Origin of the sequence: Arthrobacter globiformis (assembly GCF_003261175.1) — a bacterium.
GTDB lineage: Bacteria > Actinomycetota > Actinomycetes > Actinomycetales > Micrococcaceae > Arthrobacter > Arthrobacter globiformis_A.
In genome coordinates this window covers 23,386-39,122 of sequence record NZ_QLNP01000034.1, presented here as the reverse complement: position 1 = coordinate 39,122, position 15,737 = coordinate 23,386, and the positions used below count along the sequence as shown (strand labels likewise).

The following is a 15,737-nucleotide window of genomic DNA, read 5'->3' as shown; positions in this document are numbered from 1 at the left end:
GAACTCCCATGAACAGCTTCACTGACAACTTCACGATCAACGGGATCACTTTGACCGCGCAGCCTATTTGCCGGCAGGGCGAGGTGCTGACCCCGGATGCGCTGGCGTTCATCGCCAAGCTGCACCGGGCCACGGCCGGTCGGCGCGAGGAACTGCTGCGGGCCCGGCGGGCACGCAGGGACGACATCGCCCGCGGCCAGGACCCCCGCTTCCTGCGGGAAACCGAAGAAGTGCGGAATGATCCGCACTGGCGGGTCGCTCCCCCGGCGCCTGGCCTGGAGGACCGGCGGGTCGAGATCACCGGTCCGGTGGACCGCAAGATGACCATCAATGCCCTCAACTCCGGCGCCAAGGTCTGGCTGGCGGACATGGAAGACGCCTCCACGCCGTCCTGGCGCAACGTCATCCAGGGCCAGCTGAACCTCACCGACGCGCTGGAGCGCCGGATCGATTTCACCTCGCCCGAAGGCAAGGAATACAAGCTCAAGGCCGCCGAGGACCTGCCCACCATCGTGGTCCGACCCCGTGGCTGGCACCTGCCCGAGAAGCACATGCTCATCAACGGCGAACCCATCGCCGGCGGCATCGTGGACTTCGGCCTGTACTTCTTCCACAACGCCCGCCGCCTCCTGGCCCAGGGCAAGGGCCCGTACTTCTACCTGCCGAAGATCGAAAACCACCTCGAGGCCCGGCTCTGGAACGACATCTTCATCCTGGCCCAGGACCTGCTCGGCATTCCGCAGGGCACCATCCGCGCCACGGTGCTGATCGAAACCATCACCGCCGCCTTCGAGATGGAGGAGATTCTCTTTGAATTGCGGGACCACGCCGCGGGCCTGAACGCCGGCCGCTGGGACTACATCTTCTCCCTGATCAAGAACTTCCGCACCCGCGGCCCGCGCTTCGTCCTGCCGGACCGCGGCCAGGTGACCATGACCGCCCCGTTCATGCGGGCCTACACCGAACAGTTGGTGCGCGCGTGCCACAAGCGCGGCGCCATGGCTATTGGGGGCATGGCCGCCGCCGTTCCCAACCGCAAGGATGAGGCCGCCAACACCAACGCCTTCGAAAAGGTCCGCGCAGACAAGACCCGCGAGGCAGCCGACGGCTTCGACGGCTCCTGGGTGGCCCACCCGGACCTGGTCCCCGTATGCCGCGAGGTGTTCGACCGCGTCCTCGGTGACCGTCCCAACCAACTGGACCGCCTGCGCGAGGACGTCACCCCGGACGACCGCGCCCTGATCAACGTGGCCGCCACCCAGGGCACCATCACCGAACAGGGCATCCGGAACAACATAGAGGTAGGTATCCGCTACATCGAGTCCTGGCTGCGCGGCAACGGCGCAGTCGCCATCCACAACCTGATGGAGGACGCCGCCACCGCGGAGATCTCCCGCTCGCAGCTGTGGCAGTGGATCTACTCCCGCGCCATCACGGACCACGGCGAGATCATCAGCCGGGAATGGGTGCAGGAGATGCTGGACGAGGAGTTCGCCCGGCTGGAGCGCTTCGACGGCGACCGCTTCACCGATGCCCGCGACATCTTCGAGGAGGTCACGCTGAGCGACAAGTTCCCCAGCTTCCTCACGGTTCCCGCCTATGCCCGGTACCTGCACGAGGCCCGCGAGGGCATCGACGCCACGGCCGAGGCCATCGAGGACGAGCTCGTCGCCGCCTAGTCCACGCCGGCAAAAAAGGGCACAGATTTCCGCCCGCCGGGCCGCCATGCCCTTCGCAACAGGCACCCCCGAAGGCCGGGGAGGCGGCCCGGCAGCGGAACCACCCCACAGCGCGAACTGGCAGCTACTGACCCCAAAACCCCGGTTTGAGGGCGTTAGCTGCCAGTTCGCGCTATGAGGTTTGGGAAGTACGACGGCGGGACCGGGCCTAGCGCTGGCGGGGCACCTTCCGCACGGACAGCGTTGTTGAAATGACGAACGCCAGCACGGACCCGAGGATCACCAGGAGAGGCATGGACCAGGTGCCCGAGGAGCTGTGGACGTAGCCCACAACGGTCGGAGACAGGGCCGCGACGCCGTAGCCCACACCCTGGACGGTCGCCGACATCCGGCCCGCGGACGCCTGGTCCCGTGCGAGCTTGATGATCGCGATGAAGATGAGGGTGATGCCGCCGCCCTGCGCCACTCCCCCGAGCGAAGACCACAGCCACCACAGCTGGGGAACGAACAGCAGCCCAAGCGGAACGGTTAGCCACATGGCACCCAAGGTGACGGCAACCGACGTCGTACTCATGAACCGGGCCGCAACCGGCACGCCCAGGCCGCCCGCGATGGCCATGATCTGGAACAGTGAAGAGCCTGCTCCCGCCGCTGCGGGCGTCATGCCGAGTTCATCGGACAGCAGGGTGGGCAGCCAGGCGGTCACGCCATAGTAGGAAATGGCCTGGCCCGCGAACCCGACCGTCAAACCCACCGTGATCCAGCGCGACGCCGGGCGGCCGGCAGCGGGCGGGCCGCCCGTACCGTCGTCGGCTGCTGGGAGGAAGGCCCGGCGCCCGGTCGCGAAAATCCAGAATCCGACGGCCGCGACGGCGAAGCCCGCCGACCCTGCAATGGCCGCCCTCCACCCGGCCAGCTCGGCCAGCGGCGCCGTGACCACGGACGTTACGAACGAACCGACGTTCAGGGCAGCGGTGTAGATGCCCATGGCGGTCCCCTGGCGCCGCGGCGAGAAGTCCCGCCGGATGATCAGCGGCACCGCGATGTTGCCCACGGTGATGGCCAGGCCCAGGATGACCGTACCCGCCATCACCATGGCACCGCCGCCGGCCGAACGGACAGCCACGCCGGCGAGGACGCCCGCAAGCGTGAGCGTGATGGCCAGTTCCGCACCAAGCCGGCGCCCGGCGAGCGAGGCAAGGGGCGCCGCGAGCGAGAAGCACAGCACGGGAATCCCGGTCAGCAGGCCCAACTCCACGGGTGTGAACCCCAGTTCCTGCTGCATCGGGCCCAGCACCGGCGCCACCGCCACGAAGGGACCCCGCATGTTGAGGGCGATGAGGCCGATGCACGCGAGGAGAATCCAGCTTCGGGGAACATTCGTTCCGATCGAGTCCCTCATAGGGCGCGGACGTCAGGGCGCTGGATGCGGGCAAAGGGTTTCATCACCCTCATTGCTATCACGCGGCGCCCCTACCGGCGGACAGGGCGGCGGGAGCGCCGGGCCACAGGGGTCCGTTCGCGCTTAGGGCGTGTTCAGGAACCAGTCCCGCGGGGCGTTGCTGACACCGGGTTCCTCGCGGAACCGGCCCGGCTGGGCCACCCAGCCCACGCCGTTGGCGATCACCTGCCGGATCTGCGGCTGGTGGTACACGGGGTACTCCTGGTCGCCCGGGCTGAAGTAGAAGATGCGGCCCTTCCCGCGTGTGAACGTCACGCCCGAGCGGAACACCTCGCCGCCTTCGAAGGAGCTGATGAAGATGAGGTCGTCCGGCTCGGGAATGTCGAAGAGCTCGCCGTACATCTCCTGCTTCGGGATCACGATGGGGCTTTCCACGCCGGCGGCAATCGGATGCGACGGCTTCACGGTCCACACAAGTTCCCGCTCGCCTTCATTGCGCCACTTCAGCGAACACGTGGTGCCGAGCAGTTTCGTGAAGATCTTCGCGAAGTGTCCGGAGTGCAGCACGATCAGCCCCATGCCGCCCAGGACGTGCCGCTGCACCCGCTCCACCACCTCGTCGCTGACGTCACCGTGGGCCACGTGCCCCCACCACAGGAGCACGTCCGTGGCGGCCAGTGTCTCCTCGGAGAGCCCGTGCTCCGGGTCGGCGAGCGTGGCGGTGGTGATGCCGGAATCCGGGTAAAAGCCCCTGAGCCCGTCGGCGATGGCGCCGTGCATGCCGTTGGGGTACATCTCGGCCATGGTTTCCGGCTGGTTGTTCGCCTCGTGGACGCCTTCGTTCCAGACAAGGATGTTGAGTTTTTCGGTCATGTCAGAGCCTCACTTCGCGCTGTTCGAGGGCGGACTGGTAGCAGGCGTCGAGCACCAGGGCGCGGGTCAGGGCGAGTGACCCGTCGTGGGCTCCCCATACGGTCTCACCGCCGCGGACGGCGTCCACAAAGTCCTCCACCACGGCCTGGTGCGCCCTGCCGGGCTCGGCGACCACCACGTAGTCGGCGTTCTCGCCGTCCTTTTCCTTGAAGACCCGGACGTCGGCGACGGGGACGTTGGATGCCCCGACGGCGCGGAGTTCCGCTCCGCCGTCGGTGCCGTAAACGGTGAAGTCCATCAGGTCCTCCTCGTCCCGGTAGGCGGCCCAGCCGGCTTCGAGGATCAGCGTGCCGCCGCCTTCGAGACGGATGAACGCCGAGGCGAAGTCCTCCACCTCAAACTTGTGGGAGGACTTCATGGCGGTATAGCGGGCGTTGCCGCCAAGGCCGCGGGGGCCCAGCTCAGAATGGGTCGACGCCGAGACGGAGAGGACCCGGGGTTCGCCCAGCAGGTGCAGGGCATAGTCCAGGACATGGACGCCGATGTCGGCCAACGGTCCCCCGCCTGCGAGCGCAGGGTTGGTGAACCAGCTGCCGAGCATGGGGATGCCCTGCCGGCGCAGCCACGACGCCTTGGCGTAGTACGGACGGCCGAGTTCGCCGTCGTCGATGATGCCTTTCAGCTTTTGAATGTCGCCGCGGCGGCGGTGGTTGAAGGCCACGTCCAGGACGCGGCCGGCCTTCCGTGCGGCCTCCACCATCTGGAGCCCTTCCTCGCCGTTGCGCGCCAGGGGCTTCTCGCTCAGGACGTGGAGGCCGCGCTCCAGGGCGGCGATGGCAATCGGGGCGTGCAGGAAGGTCGGTACTGCCACGCTGACGGCGTCGAGCCCGTCGAGTTCGATCAGGTCCTCCCAGCGGGCAAACGTATGGGGGACGCTGTGCTCGTCCTTGATTTTCCTCAGCAGGTCCTCTTCCATCGCGGCGACCGCGACGAGTTCCACACCGTCGATCTTCTTGTAGGCATCGATGTGCTGCTGGCCGGCCCAGCCGATGCCGACGACGCCGACCTTCAGGGGTGGGTTCTTCTGGTTGCTCAATGTTCAAGGCTCCGTTTCGCGTGGGTGTGAAAGTCGGTCTTCCTGCGGCTAGCCCATTGCCGGTGGCTAGCCCGTGGCCTGCAGTGTTGCTTCGATGACCGTCGGGGAAAGGACGTGCTGGGTCACCATTTGGCTTGCGCCCAGCACGGCAGCCTGGCTGCCCGCTATGGACAGGCCGATGCGCAGGTGCGTGGTGGCAAGCGGCAGCGACCTTCGGTAGACCACTTCGCGCACGCCCGCCATAAGGTGCTCGCCCGCCTGGCCAAGGCTTCCGCCCACGACGATGACGGAGGGATTCAGGAGATTCACCACGGTGGCGAGCACGTCGCCCACGTCCCGCCCGGCCTGCCGCAGGGCCTGGATGGCCTGCAGGTTGCCCTCGGCCACCAAGCGAAGGACGTCGGCCCCGCTCTCTGCGTGAACGCCCTGCGCCGCCAGCGTCCGCGCCACTGCAGGGCCTGACGCAAGCGCCTCAAGGCAGCCGTAGTTGCCGCACCGGCACAGGACGTCATCGCCCCTGGGCACCCGGACGTGGCCCAGGTCGCCGGCCGTGCCATTGGCACCGCGCTGCAGTTCACCGTTGCTGATGATGCCGGCCCCGATGCCCGTGGCCACCTTGATAAACAGGACGTTGTCGTGCTCCGGCCAATGGGCTGTGCGTTCACCCAGCGCCATGATGTTGACGTCGTTGTCCACCAGCACCGGCACCGGGAACGAGCGCTGGACGTAACTGACTACGTCGAACCCGTCCCAGCCCGGCATGATGGGCGGTTTCACCGGCATGCCGGTGGCATGCTCCACGGGTCCCGGCAGGCCGATTCCGAAGCCGGCAAGGTCCTCCGGAGTCCGTCCCGTCTCCGGCAGCAGCGACGTCGCCTCGGTCACGAGCCGGTCCAGCACTGCCTCTGGCCCCGCGGCCACATCCTGGACCAGGCGCCGTTCCCTGAGGATGTTTCCGCCCAGGTCGGTGACCGCGATGATCACGTGGGTGGCACCGACGTCGACAGCCAGCACTGCCCGGGCGGCAGGCCTGAAGGCAAAGCGCGACGGTGGCCTGCCGCCGCTCGATGTCGCCTCACCGGCGGGGCCCACCAGCCCAGAGGCAATTAGTGCATCAATGCGGGAAGCCACCGTGGAGCGCGCCAGTCCGGTGGTCAGCGCCAGCTCGGCCCGGGTCCGGGCCCTGCCGTCGCGGAGCAGCTGGAACAGGTCGCCAGCGCGGGACAGGCTGCCCGTACCCTCGGCGGCAACCGGCTCCGCTGTCTGGCTATTACCCGTTCGTGGACTCATGGCTTCAGTGATAGCACGAATGCTTCTGAGTGTCACAAGACACAAAGAAGATCGATAACCTCTGACTTTTGCTTGACGTTCGTCAAAAGTGGTTCTAGGTTGAGCGGTGAGCCGCATCCGAGTATCACCGGTCGCGGCGGACAGAGCTTTCCGGCAATTACGAAGAGGTATGGACTTGTCGAGCCACCACCAATACTTCAGCGTCGGCGGCATCAGCGGAAGTCTCGCCGGCTGGTAGCCGTCCTGAACCGCAAGCCCCTCTTTCGAGAACAAACCAACTGCCGCAAAGGAATGACATGTCTTACTCACTGCAGCTGTATACCCTCCGCAACGCCATCCAGGAGGACCTGGCCGACACCATCAAGAAGGTCGCGGAGATCGGTTTCACGCAGGTTGAGCCTTACAACTTCGTGTCCACAGCCAAGGAGCTCGGCGCCGCGCTGAAGGAGTACGGGCTCACTGCGCCGTCCGGCCACGCCCCGCTGCTCAGCCAGGACCAGGACGAAATCTTCGCCGCCGCGAAGGAACTGGGTATCGGAACGGTGATCGAACCGTACATTACGGCCGAGCACTGGCAGGACGCGGAGACCATCCAGGCCACCGCGGCCAAGCTCAACGCGGCTGCCAAAAAGGGCGCCGAATACGGCATCCGCGTGGGCTACCACAACCACGCCTGGGAGCTGGAGTCCAGCATCGAGGGCCAGACCGCGCTTGAGTACTTCGAAGGGCTGCTGGACCCCGCGCTGGTCCTGGAAGTGGACACCTACTGGGTCGCCGTCGGCGGCCAGGACCCGGTGGAGATTCTGACCAAGCTGGGTGACCCGGTGAAGTTCATTCACATCAAGGACGGCCCGCTGAACACCGACACCAAGGCCCAGCAGCCTGCCGGCCAGGGCAAAATCCCGGTTTGGGACGTCATCGGCGCGGCCAAGTCGCTGGAAGTCGGCGTCGTGGAATTCGATGACTACTCGGGGGACATCTTCGACGGCATCGCCCAGTCGCTTGCGTTCCTGAGCTCCTCCGCCAAGGCCACCGAAGGCGCACAGGCATGAGCGGCGCATCTACCCGGCGCGGGCCGGTCGGCGTCGGTGTCATCGGTGCGGGCAACATCAGCAAGCAGTACCTGGACAACCTGACGGTCTTCCCGGACCTGAAGGTCCACGTCATCGCCGACCTCTTCGAGGAGGCAGCCCGGGCACGCGCCAAGGAATACGGCATCCCGGAGTGGGGAGGCGTGGACGCCGCACTGAACCACCCCGACGTCGAAATCATCGTCAACCTGACCATCCCGGCCGCGCACGTGGAAGTAGCCGCCGCCGCCGTTAACGCTGGCAAGCATGTCTGGACGGAGAAACCCTTCTCCCTGGACCGCGAATCAGGGCTGGGGCTCCTTAAAACGGCCGACGCCGCAGGCATCCGCCTCGGCACCGCGCCGGACACATTCCTCGGCGCCGGGCTCCAGACTGCCCGCAGGCTCATCGAACGCGGTGAGATCGGCACCCCGCTCACTGCCATGACGACGTTCCAGACCCCGGGCCCGGAGTCCTGGCACCCGAATCCGGCATTCCTGTTCCAGTACGGCGCCGGCCCCCTCTTCGACATGGGCCCCTACTACCTCACTGCCCTGGTCCAGACCTTCGGCTCCGTCCGGAAGGTCGCAGCCATCGGTTCCAAAGCCAAGGAGGTCCGTGTCATCGGATCCGGCCCCAAGCTCGGCGAAGAGTTCACCGTGGACGTCCCAACCCACGTCAGCGCCATGGCCGAGTTCGAAGGCGGGCAGTCCTCTCACAGCGTCTTCTCGTTCGAGTCGCCGCGGCAGCGGATGGGTTTCGTGGAGATCACCGGCACCGAGGCAACCATTTCCCTCCCGGACCCCAACTACTTCGACGGCGACGTGCGGCTCTGGCGCGCCGGCGACGAGGACTGGACAGTTATCCCCGCCATGGGGCCGTCCAACGGCCGCGGCATGGGCGTGCTGGACATGGCACGCTCCATCCGGGCCGGGGTTCCGCACCGCGCCACGGGCAACCTGGCCTACCACGTGCTGGACACGATGGTCTCGATCTCCGAGTCCGTGGAATCCGGCACCTTCGTCAACGTCGAAAGCTCTGCCCCCGCGTCGCCAGCCCTCCCCGAGGACTGGGACCCCACCGCACCCACCCTCTAGGACCAGCAATGACTTCGTCCGAATCCCCCGACACTCCACCGGGAGACAACCGCCCTTTGGGTGTGGCGATGATCGGCTACGCGTTCATGGGCAAGGCCCACTCGAACGCGTGGCGGAACGTCGCGTCCTTCTTCGACGTCCCGGCCTTCGTGCAGAAAGTGCTCGTCGGCCGGGACGCCGGCCAGGTCGCCAACGCCGCAGCTAAGTACGGCTGGGCCGAGTCCGCGACGGACTGGCGTTCGGTCCTGGATCGGGACGACATCGACATCGTGGACATCTGCGCCCCGGGCTGGATGCACGCCGAGATCGCCATCGCGGCCCTCGAAGCCGGGAAGCACGTGCTCGTGGAGAAGCCACTGGCCAACACCCTGGCGGAGGCCGAGGCCATGACCGAGGCGGCGCGAGCGGCGCGGGTCAACGGGGTGCAGTCCATGGTCGGGTTCAACTACCGCCGCGTGCCCGCCCTGGCCCTCGCGAAGGAGCTGATCGCGGAGGGCCGGCTCGGCACCGTCCGGCACGTCCGCGCCGCATACCTGCAGGACTGGCTCAGCGAGCCTGCATCCCCCATGTCCTGGCGGCTGAACAAGGAAACCGCCGGGTCCGGCGCGCTCGGGGACATCGCCTCCCACGCAATCGACCAGGTCATGTTCCTCCTCGGAGACACCGTCACCGAGGTCTCCGGCCGGCTGCACACCTTCACAACCCGCCGGCCCGGCTCGTCCGGTCTGGAGGAGGTAACGGTCGACGACGCCGCCTGGGCCACGCTGTCGCTCGCCTCCGGGGCCATTGCCTCCGTCGAAGTCTCCCGGGTGGCCACCGGGCAGAAGAACTCCCTGAGACTGGAGATTTACGGCGAGAAGGGCACCATCCTCTTTGACCTGGAGAACCTGAACGAACTCGGTTTCCTGGACGCCACCGTCCCGGTGCGGGAGCAGGGCTTCCGCCGGATCCTGGTCAACGAACCCGAACACCCGTACCTGGACGCCTGGTGGCCGCAGGGCCACATCATCGGCTGGGAACACACCTTCACGCACGAGATCCGCGATTTCCTTCTTGCTGTGGGCGGCGGGACCCCGCCGTCGCCGTCGTTCGAAGAGGGCCTCGCCGTCCAGCGCGTCCTCGCCGCCGTTGAGGAGTCTGCGGCAGCGAAAAGCGCCACCATCCAGCTCGTCCCAGCCATCGGCGCCGCAGCCGCCGCCCCGACCGACACCGCATCCGAAGGAGCCTGATATGCCCCGGCCGTACACCCTTTTCACCGGCCAGTGGGCCGACCTGCCCTTCGAGGAAGTCGCCAAACTCGCGTCCGGCTGGGGCTACGACGGCCTGGAAATCGCCGTTTCCGGCGACCACTTGGACGCCTGGCGCTGGGACGAACCCGGCTACGTCGAGTCCAAACTCGCAGTCCTGGAAAAGTACAACCTCAAGGTCTGGGCGATCTCCAACCACCTCAAGGGCCAGGCCGTCTGCGATGACCCGATCGACTTCCGCCACGAAGCCATCGTCGGGTCCAAGGTCTGGGGCGACGGCGACCCCGAAGGCGTCCGCCAGCGTGCCGCCGAGGAAATGAAACACACCGCCCGCCTCGCGCGCGCTTTGGGCGTGGACACCGTCGTCGGGTTCACCGGCTCCTCCATCTGGCAGTACGTCGCCATGTTCCCGCCCGTCCCGGAAAAGGTCATCGACGCCGGCTACCAGGACTTCGCCGACCGCTGGAACCCCATCCTGGACGTCTTCGATGAATGCGGGGTCCGCTTCGCCCACGAAGTTCACCCCTCCGAGATCGCCTACGACTACTGGACCACCGTCCGCACCCTCGAAGCGATCGGCCACCGCGAAGCATTCGGCCTGAACTGGGACCCCTCCCACTTCATGTGGCAGGGCATCGACCCCGTCTCCTTCATCTGGGACTTCAAGGACCGGATCTACCACGTCGACTGCAAAGACACCAAGCTCCGCTTCACCGGCCGGAACACCGTCATGGGCTCGCACCTGCCCTGGGGCGACCCCCGCCGCGGCTGGGACTTCGTTTCCGCAGGACGCGGCGACGTCCCCTGGGAATCCTCCTTCCGCGCCCTCACCGCAATCGGCTACACCGGCCCCATCAGCATCGAGTGGGAAGACGCCGGCATGGACCGCCTCCACGGCGCCCCCGAAGCCCTCGCCGCCCTCAAAAAGTTCGACTTCCCCGCGTCGCAGACCAGCTTCGACGCGGCCTTCAGCAGCAAGGAATGACCGGCACACTTCAACCCGGCCTGGTCACCCGATTGCGCCCGGTTCGCTTACGTGGCTTACCCATTCACCCGCCCCACCACGAAAAAGGACTAACGTGACCAACCTCCCCCAAGGCACTTCCGACGGAAAACTCCGCTGGGGAATCCTCGGCACCGGCTTCATCGCCGGCCTGCAAACACAGGACCTTATCGAGAACGGATTCACCGTCCAGGCCGTCGGCTCACGTACGCTGCCATCCAGCAGGGCGTTCGGTGACAACCACAGCATCCCCACTGCCCACGGCAGCTATGAAGCACTGGTCGCCGACCCGGACGTGGACATCGTCTACATTGCCACGCCACACCCTTTCCATCATGCGAACGCGCTGCTCGCCCTCAATGCCGGAAAGCATGTTCTGGTGGAGAAGGCGTTCACCATCAACGCCCGCGAAGCTCAGGAGCTCGTTGCCCTGGCCGAGTCCAAGGGTCTGGTGGCGCTGGAGGCCATGTGGAGCCGCTTCCTTCCCCACATGATCCGCCTCCGTGAGGTTATCCAGGAAGGCACGCTGGGCGAGGTGCGGAAGGTCGTGGCCAGCCACAAACAGAACCTCCCCAAGGACCCCGCCCACAGACTGAACGATCCTGCCCTGGGCGGTGGTGCGTTGCTGGACCTCGGCGTCTACCCGGTCTCGTTCGCTTTTGACGTCCTCGGCACTCCGGAAAGCATCCGGGCCAGCGCCTCCATGACAGCAACGGGTGTGGACCGCCAGACGGCGGCGATCTTCGAGTACGCAGACGGCCAGCAGGCCATCTTGGACTGTGCACTGGACACGGCCGGAAACAACCGGGCAGTGGTCATCGGAACAGAAGGGTGGATCGACATCGAGTCCACTTGGTACAACCCGACACCCTTCACAGTGTTCGACACCCACGGAAACGTCCTGGAGCGGTTCGAGCAACAGGTCGGCAGCAGGGGCATGCAGTATCAGGCGGCCGAGATGGAACGCCTGGTCCGGGAGGGCGTCACCGCGGGCACGATCCTTCCGCCGAGCGAGAGCATAGCGATTATGGCCGCGATGGACGAGGTCCGCCGGCAGATCGGCCTCAGCTACGAGGCCGACGCCGGCACCTCGGAAGGGAGCTCCCGTGCTTGAATGCGTCTCACCCCGGACAGCTAAACCCCGGCAGCATGAGGTTCGCGGGCAGGGGTCGTCGCCGCCTGCTAGCTGGTGGTGCCCTGCCGCTCCCCCGCGGTCGTTCCGCCGAGGATCTGTTCATAGAGCGCCAGATGGTCGGCCACCATGCGGGCCGAACTGAAGCGCTGCTCGACGGCGGCGCGGCAGGCTTCCCGGCTGAGGCCCGCGGCCTGGGCGGCGAATCCAGCCAATTGGTCGGTGCTGCCCAGGTAACCCGTGACCCCGTGGTCCACGATTTCCGGAGCAGCACCGGCAGGGGTCCCCACAACGGGCGTTCCAGTGGCCAGCGCCTCAATCATCACGAGCCCGAACGGTTCGGGCCATTGGATCGGGTTCAGGAACGCGAGCGCACCACCGACCAGTTCGTATTTCTCGGCGTCGGACAGCGGCCCGGTGAACTCCACGTCGGGCCCCAGGGCGGGCCTGACGACATCGTCGAAATAGGCCTGCTCCTCCGGCCCCTGGATCCGGGCACTGATGCGCAGGGGGATGACCGCGGCACGTGCGATCTGGATTGCTTCGAGTATGCCCTTGTCCGGGGACAGCCGTCCGATGAAGCACAGATAACCGCCGTCCCCCTGGCCCACGGGAACGGACGCCACGTCCATGCCGTGGTGGATCACCTTCGTCACCGGGACCTCCGGCGAGCGGCTCACCTGGTCCCGGGAGATCGCAATGATGCCAGTGGTCTTTCCGATGGCGGTGTACAGGTCCACGGCCTGCGGAGCCAGGCGGATGTGGATGGTGGTGACCACCGGGACCCCGGCTGGCCGGCCGGCATACAGCGGTCCGCTCAGCGTATGGTCGTGGATGATGTCCATGCCTGCCATGCCGTCGTAGGCCCTGATAACGTGGCTCAGCTCCGACAATGCAAGTCCCAAGTCCGCCGGTTCCGAGGGGCGCATCCGGGGGGCCAGCGGAACCGGGCAGGTGCTGTCGGAAGGGGCGGCAAGCAGGACCTCATGCCCGGCTGCGGCCAATCCGCGTGCAAGGCTTTCCACTACCCGCTCGGTGCCGCCGTAACCCGGCGGCGGCACCGGGATCCACGGCCCCGATATAAGTCCAATACGCACTTTTGCCTCCCACGAAGGTACGGCCTGACCGCCGGGAGTTAGTCCAAACAATATGGCCGTGCCCGCCGCCAAACAAGGGCTGTGCGACGCCGGGCCCAGCACCGGCGCAGCACCGCCCAGCGGAACCGCCCGGAGGACCGAGTGACCAAAGCAACTGTCCGCGCAGGAATGCAGGGGAAAGACCGGGAGTTGTCGCAGGCATGAAGATTGAGATCTGGTCAGACATTGCCTGCCCCTGGTGCTATATCGGCAAGCGCCGGTTCGAGGCCGCCCTCGCCGAGTTCCCGCACCGCGACCAGGTGGAGGTGCAGTGGCGCAGCTACCAGCTGGACCCCAGCGTGCCCGCGCACTATGACGGCACGGAACTGGACTACCTCAGCAAGCGCAAGGGCATGGCCCCCGGCCAGGTCACCCAGATGTTCGACCATGTGGCAGCCCAGGCCAAAGGCGAGGGCCTCAACTACCGGTTCGACGCCGTCGTGGTTGCCAACAGCTTCACGGCCCACCGGCTCATCCACCTGGCCGCCGCGCACGGCAAGCAGGACGTGGCCAAGGAGCGGCTGCTCAGCGACCACTTCGAGCACGGCAAGGACATAGGCAGCCCCGACTATCTCGCGTCGGTTGGCGCGGACCTGGGGCTCGACGCCGCCGACGTTGCCCAGCTGTTCAGCACCGACAAGTACGCCGACGACGTCCGACGCGACTTCGCCGAAGCCCGCGCCCTTGGCATCAGCGGCGTTCCGTTCTTCGTGATCGACCGCAAGTACGGACTGTCCGGAGCCCAGCCCGCAGCAAGCTTCACCATGGCCCTCGAGCAGGCCTGGCAAGAGTCGCACCCGCTCGTGATGGTCGGCGACAAACCCGGCGCCAACCAAGAAGGCGCGCAGGCGGATAACGCGGAGGTGTGCGGCCCGGACGGCTGCCCCGTCTAAGCCTTTGAGTTATTGGGCAGATATCCTCACCGAGGGTCTGTAGCGGCCAAATCTGGACGAAAGTTCGGAACGGTTTGGTGACAGATGGCGGTAAAGTGTCCCTATGCCCCGGATCTCGGCCCCCAGCAACGCTGCGCAGCGCGCCGAGACCCAGCGCCGCATCCTGAACGCCTTCGGTGAGCTCCTCTTCTCGCACGGGCTGCCCGGGCTCACCATGACCGACGTCGCCCGGCACGCAGGGATCGGGCGCACAGCTGTCTACAACTACTACGCGGACATCGAAGAGCTCCTGATTGCCTACGCACTCGTGGAGACGGAACGATTCATGACCGGGCTGCGGGAGTCGCTGGCGCGGCTGGACAATCCGGTGGACCGGCTGGCCCTGTACGTGCGGGCCCAGGTGGAGGATCTCAGCCGCCGGCATCTGCCCCCGGGTCCGGCCATGGGCGCCGTACTCTCGCCGGCGTCGTTCGCCAAGCTGGCCGACCACGTGGCCGGGCTCAGCGACATGCTGCAGGACATTCTTCGCGACGGCATGGACCAGGGATACTTCCCGGTGGCCGATCCCCTCCAGCAGGCGCAGCTGATCCACGGCACGCTCTCCTCCAGCGCCGCCCGGGGCGGCGACGCCTCCGCGGACCTGGAGGAAAGGATCTCCCGGACCGTCCGCTTCATCCAGTTGGGTGCCGGGGCAAGGTTCGACGACGGCGGCCGCCCCTTGCGCCTGCAGCCGCCGGCCGCTGCGGCTGGCTAAGGCTGCGGCCGGCTAAGGCTCAGGCACAGGCGGTTAAGGCTCAGGGCTTGGCGCCCTGGGTGGGCATGACTGGCCACTGCGAATCGTCGGCGACCCGACGGCTTTCCCGCGGGCAGCTGAGCTGGCCCGGGGTCTGGTCAACAAGCTGCGGCTTGACCAGGCCGCGGTAGTCGCCAGTCAGGATTACGTCGACGGTGGCGTCCTTGCGCCCGTCCTGGAAGTAGTCCGAGCCAGGCAGATTCCGCTGGACGGTGAAGGCCGCCCCCTGTCCCGCAGCACCTGAGACGATGGCCGCCACGCCGCGGTAGCCGGTTTCAGTGTTGGCCACGTTGCCAAGAACAAATTTCCTGGCCTTGAACTCATTGGCTGCCGCCTTGGCCAGGCCGTTGCGGCTCGTGGCGTTGAGGACGTTCACCTTCACCTTGGCAGGCGGCGTGTAGTCAAAGGTTGTTGCCGGGCAGACGGAGGAGTTCTCTTGGGCCTGGATCGCGGACGGAAACTTGATCTGCCCGCTCATCACACCCATTGCCCCCATGATCCCCGCGACAATGAGGCCAAGCAGCAGCACGAGCACCACACCGTGCAGGATCCGGCGGCGCAGGCGGCCGGGGTTCTCCGCGTTCTCGTCGTCCTCGACGAACGTGGCCCTGAGCTCGGGGCCACTAATCACGCGGTGACCGTGGAGGACGGTCACGTCTTTGGGTTTTCTAGCCATCGATCACAAGCACCCTTGCATGTATGGCGGTGCGCTGGTGGAGTGCAGTCCTTACCGCGCGGTGCAGGCCGTCCTCCAAATAGAGGGTGCCCTGGTACTGCACCACGTGGGGAAACAGGTCCCCAAAGAAAGTGGAGTCCTCGGCAAGGAGCGCTTCAAGATCCAGGGTCCGCTTGGTGGTCACAAGTTCATCCAACCGCACGGGACGGGGCGGAAGCGCCGCCCAGTCTTTGGGGGTACTGAAACCATGGTCGGGGTAAGGGCGTCCCTCGCCCACAGCTTTGAATATCACCCTGCAAGCTTAAGCAACTGGCCGGTTCAAGGGAATGTGGGACCAGCGCGCCGCGGGA

General features: G+C 66.6%; 15 protein-coding genes. 8 read left to right on the top strand and 7 right to left on the bottom strand.

Annotation, left to right across the window (positions count from 1 at the left end):
- The first annotated feature begins 8 nt into the window (after positions 1-8).
- Positions 9-1,679: a malate synthase A gene (gene aceB, locus DBZ45_RS02795; RefSeq protein ID WP_111902445.1), complete on the top strand. Its 1,671-nt coding sequence runs from the start codon at positions 9-11 to the stop codon at positions 1,677-1,679.
- Between the two features lie 208 nt (positions 1,680-1,887).
- Here aceB and DBZ45_RS02790 read toward each other — a convergent pair whose 3' ends face one another.
- The 4 genes from DBZ45_RS02790 to DBZ45_RS02775 form a co-directional block, all read right to left on the bottom strand.
- Entirely contained in the window at positions 1,888-3,081 is a 1,194-nt protein-coding gene (locus DBZ45_RS02790; protein ID WP_111902444.1) for an MFS transporter, read from the bottom strand.
- Positions 3,082-3,204: 123 nt separating this feature from the next.
- Positions 3,205-3,954 (bottom strand): ThuA domain-containing protein, encoded by a 750-nt coding sequence (locus DBZ45_RS02785; RefSeq protein WP_111902443.1) that lies wholly within the window; start codon positions 3,952-3,954, stop codon positions 3,205-3,207.
- Position 3,955: 1 nt separating this feature from the next.
- Positions 3,956-5,050: a Gfo/Idh/MocA family protein gene (locus DBZ45_RS02780; protein WP_111902442.1), complete on the bottom strand. Its 1,095-nt coding sequence runs from the start codon at positions 5,048-5,050 to the stop codon at positions 3,956-3,958.
- A gap of 66 nt (positions 5,051-5,116) precedes the next feature.
- A complete protein-coding gene (locus DBZ45_RS02775; protein WP_111902441.1) occupies positions 5,117-6,340 on the bottom strand; it encodes an ROK family transcriptional regulator in 1,224 nt (407 codons plus the stop codon).
- Positions 6,341-6,636: 296 nt separating this feature from the next.
- Between DBZ45_RS02775 and DBZ45_RS02770 the strand changes: the two genes are divergently transcribed.
- The 5 genes from DBZ45_RS02770 to DBZ45_RS02750 all read left to right on the top strand — a co-directional run bounded on the left by DBZ45_RS02770 (position 6,637) and on the right by DBZ45_RS02750 (position 11,871).
- Positions 6,637-7,392: a sugar phosphate isomerase/epimerase family protein gene (locus DBZ45_RS02770; RefSeq protein WP_111902440.1), complete on the top strand. Its 756-nt coding sequence runs from the start codon at positions 6,637-6,639 to the stop codon at positions 7,390-7,392.
- Positions 7,389-8,507, top strand: a complete 1,119-nt coding sequence (locus DBZ45_RS02765) for a Gfo/Idh/MocA family protein (protein WP_111902439.1) — start codon at positions 7,389-7,391, stop codon at positions 8,505-8,507. The genes DBZ45_RS02770 and DBZ45_RS02765 overlap by 4 nt, the downstream gene beginning before the upstream one ends.
- Positions 8,508-8,515: 8 nt before the next feature.
- Entirely contained in the window at positions 8,516-9,736 is a 1,221-nt protein-coding gene (locus DBZ45_RS02760; protein WP_111902438.1) for a Gfo/Idh/MocA family protein, read from the top strand.
- Position 9,737: 1 nt separating this feature from the next.
- Positions 9,738-10,739: a sugar phosphate isomerase/epimerase family protein gene (locus DBZ45_RS02755; protein WP_111902437.1), complete on the top strand. Its 1,002-nt coding sequence runs from the start codon at positions 9,738-9,740 to the stop codon at positions 10,737-10,739.
- Between the two features lie 94 nt (positions 10,740-10,833).
- Positions 10,834-11,871 (top strand): Gfo/Idh/MocA family protein, encoded by a 1,038-nt coding sequence (locus DBZ45_RS02750; protein ID WP_111902436.1) that lies wholly within the window; start codon positions 10,834-10,836, stop codon positions 11,869-11,871.
- 68 nt (positions 11,872-11,939) lie between these two features.
- Here the strand turns inward: DBZ45_RS02750 and DBZ45_RS02745 are convergent, their stop codons facing one another.
- Positions 11,940-12,986 (bottom strand): glycosyltransferase family 4 protein, encoded by a 1,047-nt coding sequence (locus DBZ45_RS02745; protein ID WP_111902435.1) that lies wholly within the window; start codon positions 12,984-12,986, stop codon positions 11,940-11,942.
- Between the two features lie 200 nt (positions 12,987-13,186).
- On the opposite strand from DBZ45_RS02745, the gene DBZ45_RS02740 reads away from it, so the two are divergent.
- Both DBZ45_RS02740 and DBZ45_RS02735 read left to right on the top strand, forming a co-directional pair.
- Positions 13,187-13,918 carry a DsbA family oxidoreductase gene (locus tag DBZ45_RS02740; protein ID WP_111902434.1) on the top strand — a complete coding sequence of 244 codons (732 nt, stop codon included), beginning with the start codon at positions 13,187-13,189 and terminating at the stop codon, positions 13,916-13,918.
- A gap of 103 nt (positions 13,919-14,021) precedes the next feature.
- Complete coding sequence (locus DBZ45_RS02735) at positions 14,022-14,672, top strand: TetR/AcrR family transcriptional regulator (RefSeq protein WP_111902433.1); 651 nt, start codon at positions 14,022-14,024, stop codon at positions 14,670-14,672.
- A gap of 40 nt (positions 14,673-14,712) precedes the next feature.
- On the opposite strand, the gene DBZ45_RS02730 is transcribed toward DBZ45_RS02735, so the two are convergent.
- The gene (locus DBZ45_RS02730; protein ID WP_111902432.1) at positions 14,713-15,387 is read right to left on the bottom strand and encodes a LytR C-terminal domain-containing protein; all 675 of its coding nucleotides are present in this window, start codon (positions 15,385-15,387) and stop codon (positions 14,713-14,715) included.
- A complete protein-coding gene (locus DBZ45_RS02725; protein ID WP_043417724.1) occupies positions 15,380-15,679 on the bottom strand; it encodes a type II toxin-antitoxin system VapB family antitoxin in 300 nt (99 codons plus the stop codon). Before DBZ45_RS02725 ends, DBZ45_RS02730 begins: the two co-directional genes overlap by 8 nt.
- Positions 15,680-15,737: the final 58 nt, after the last annotated feature.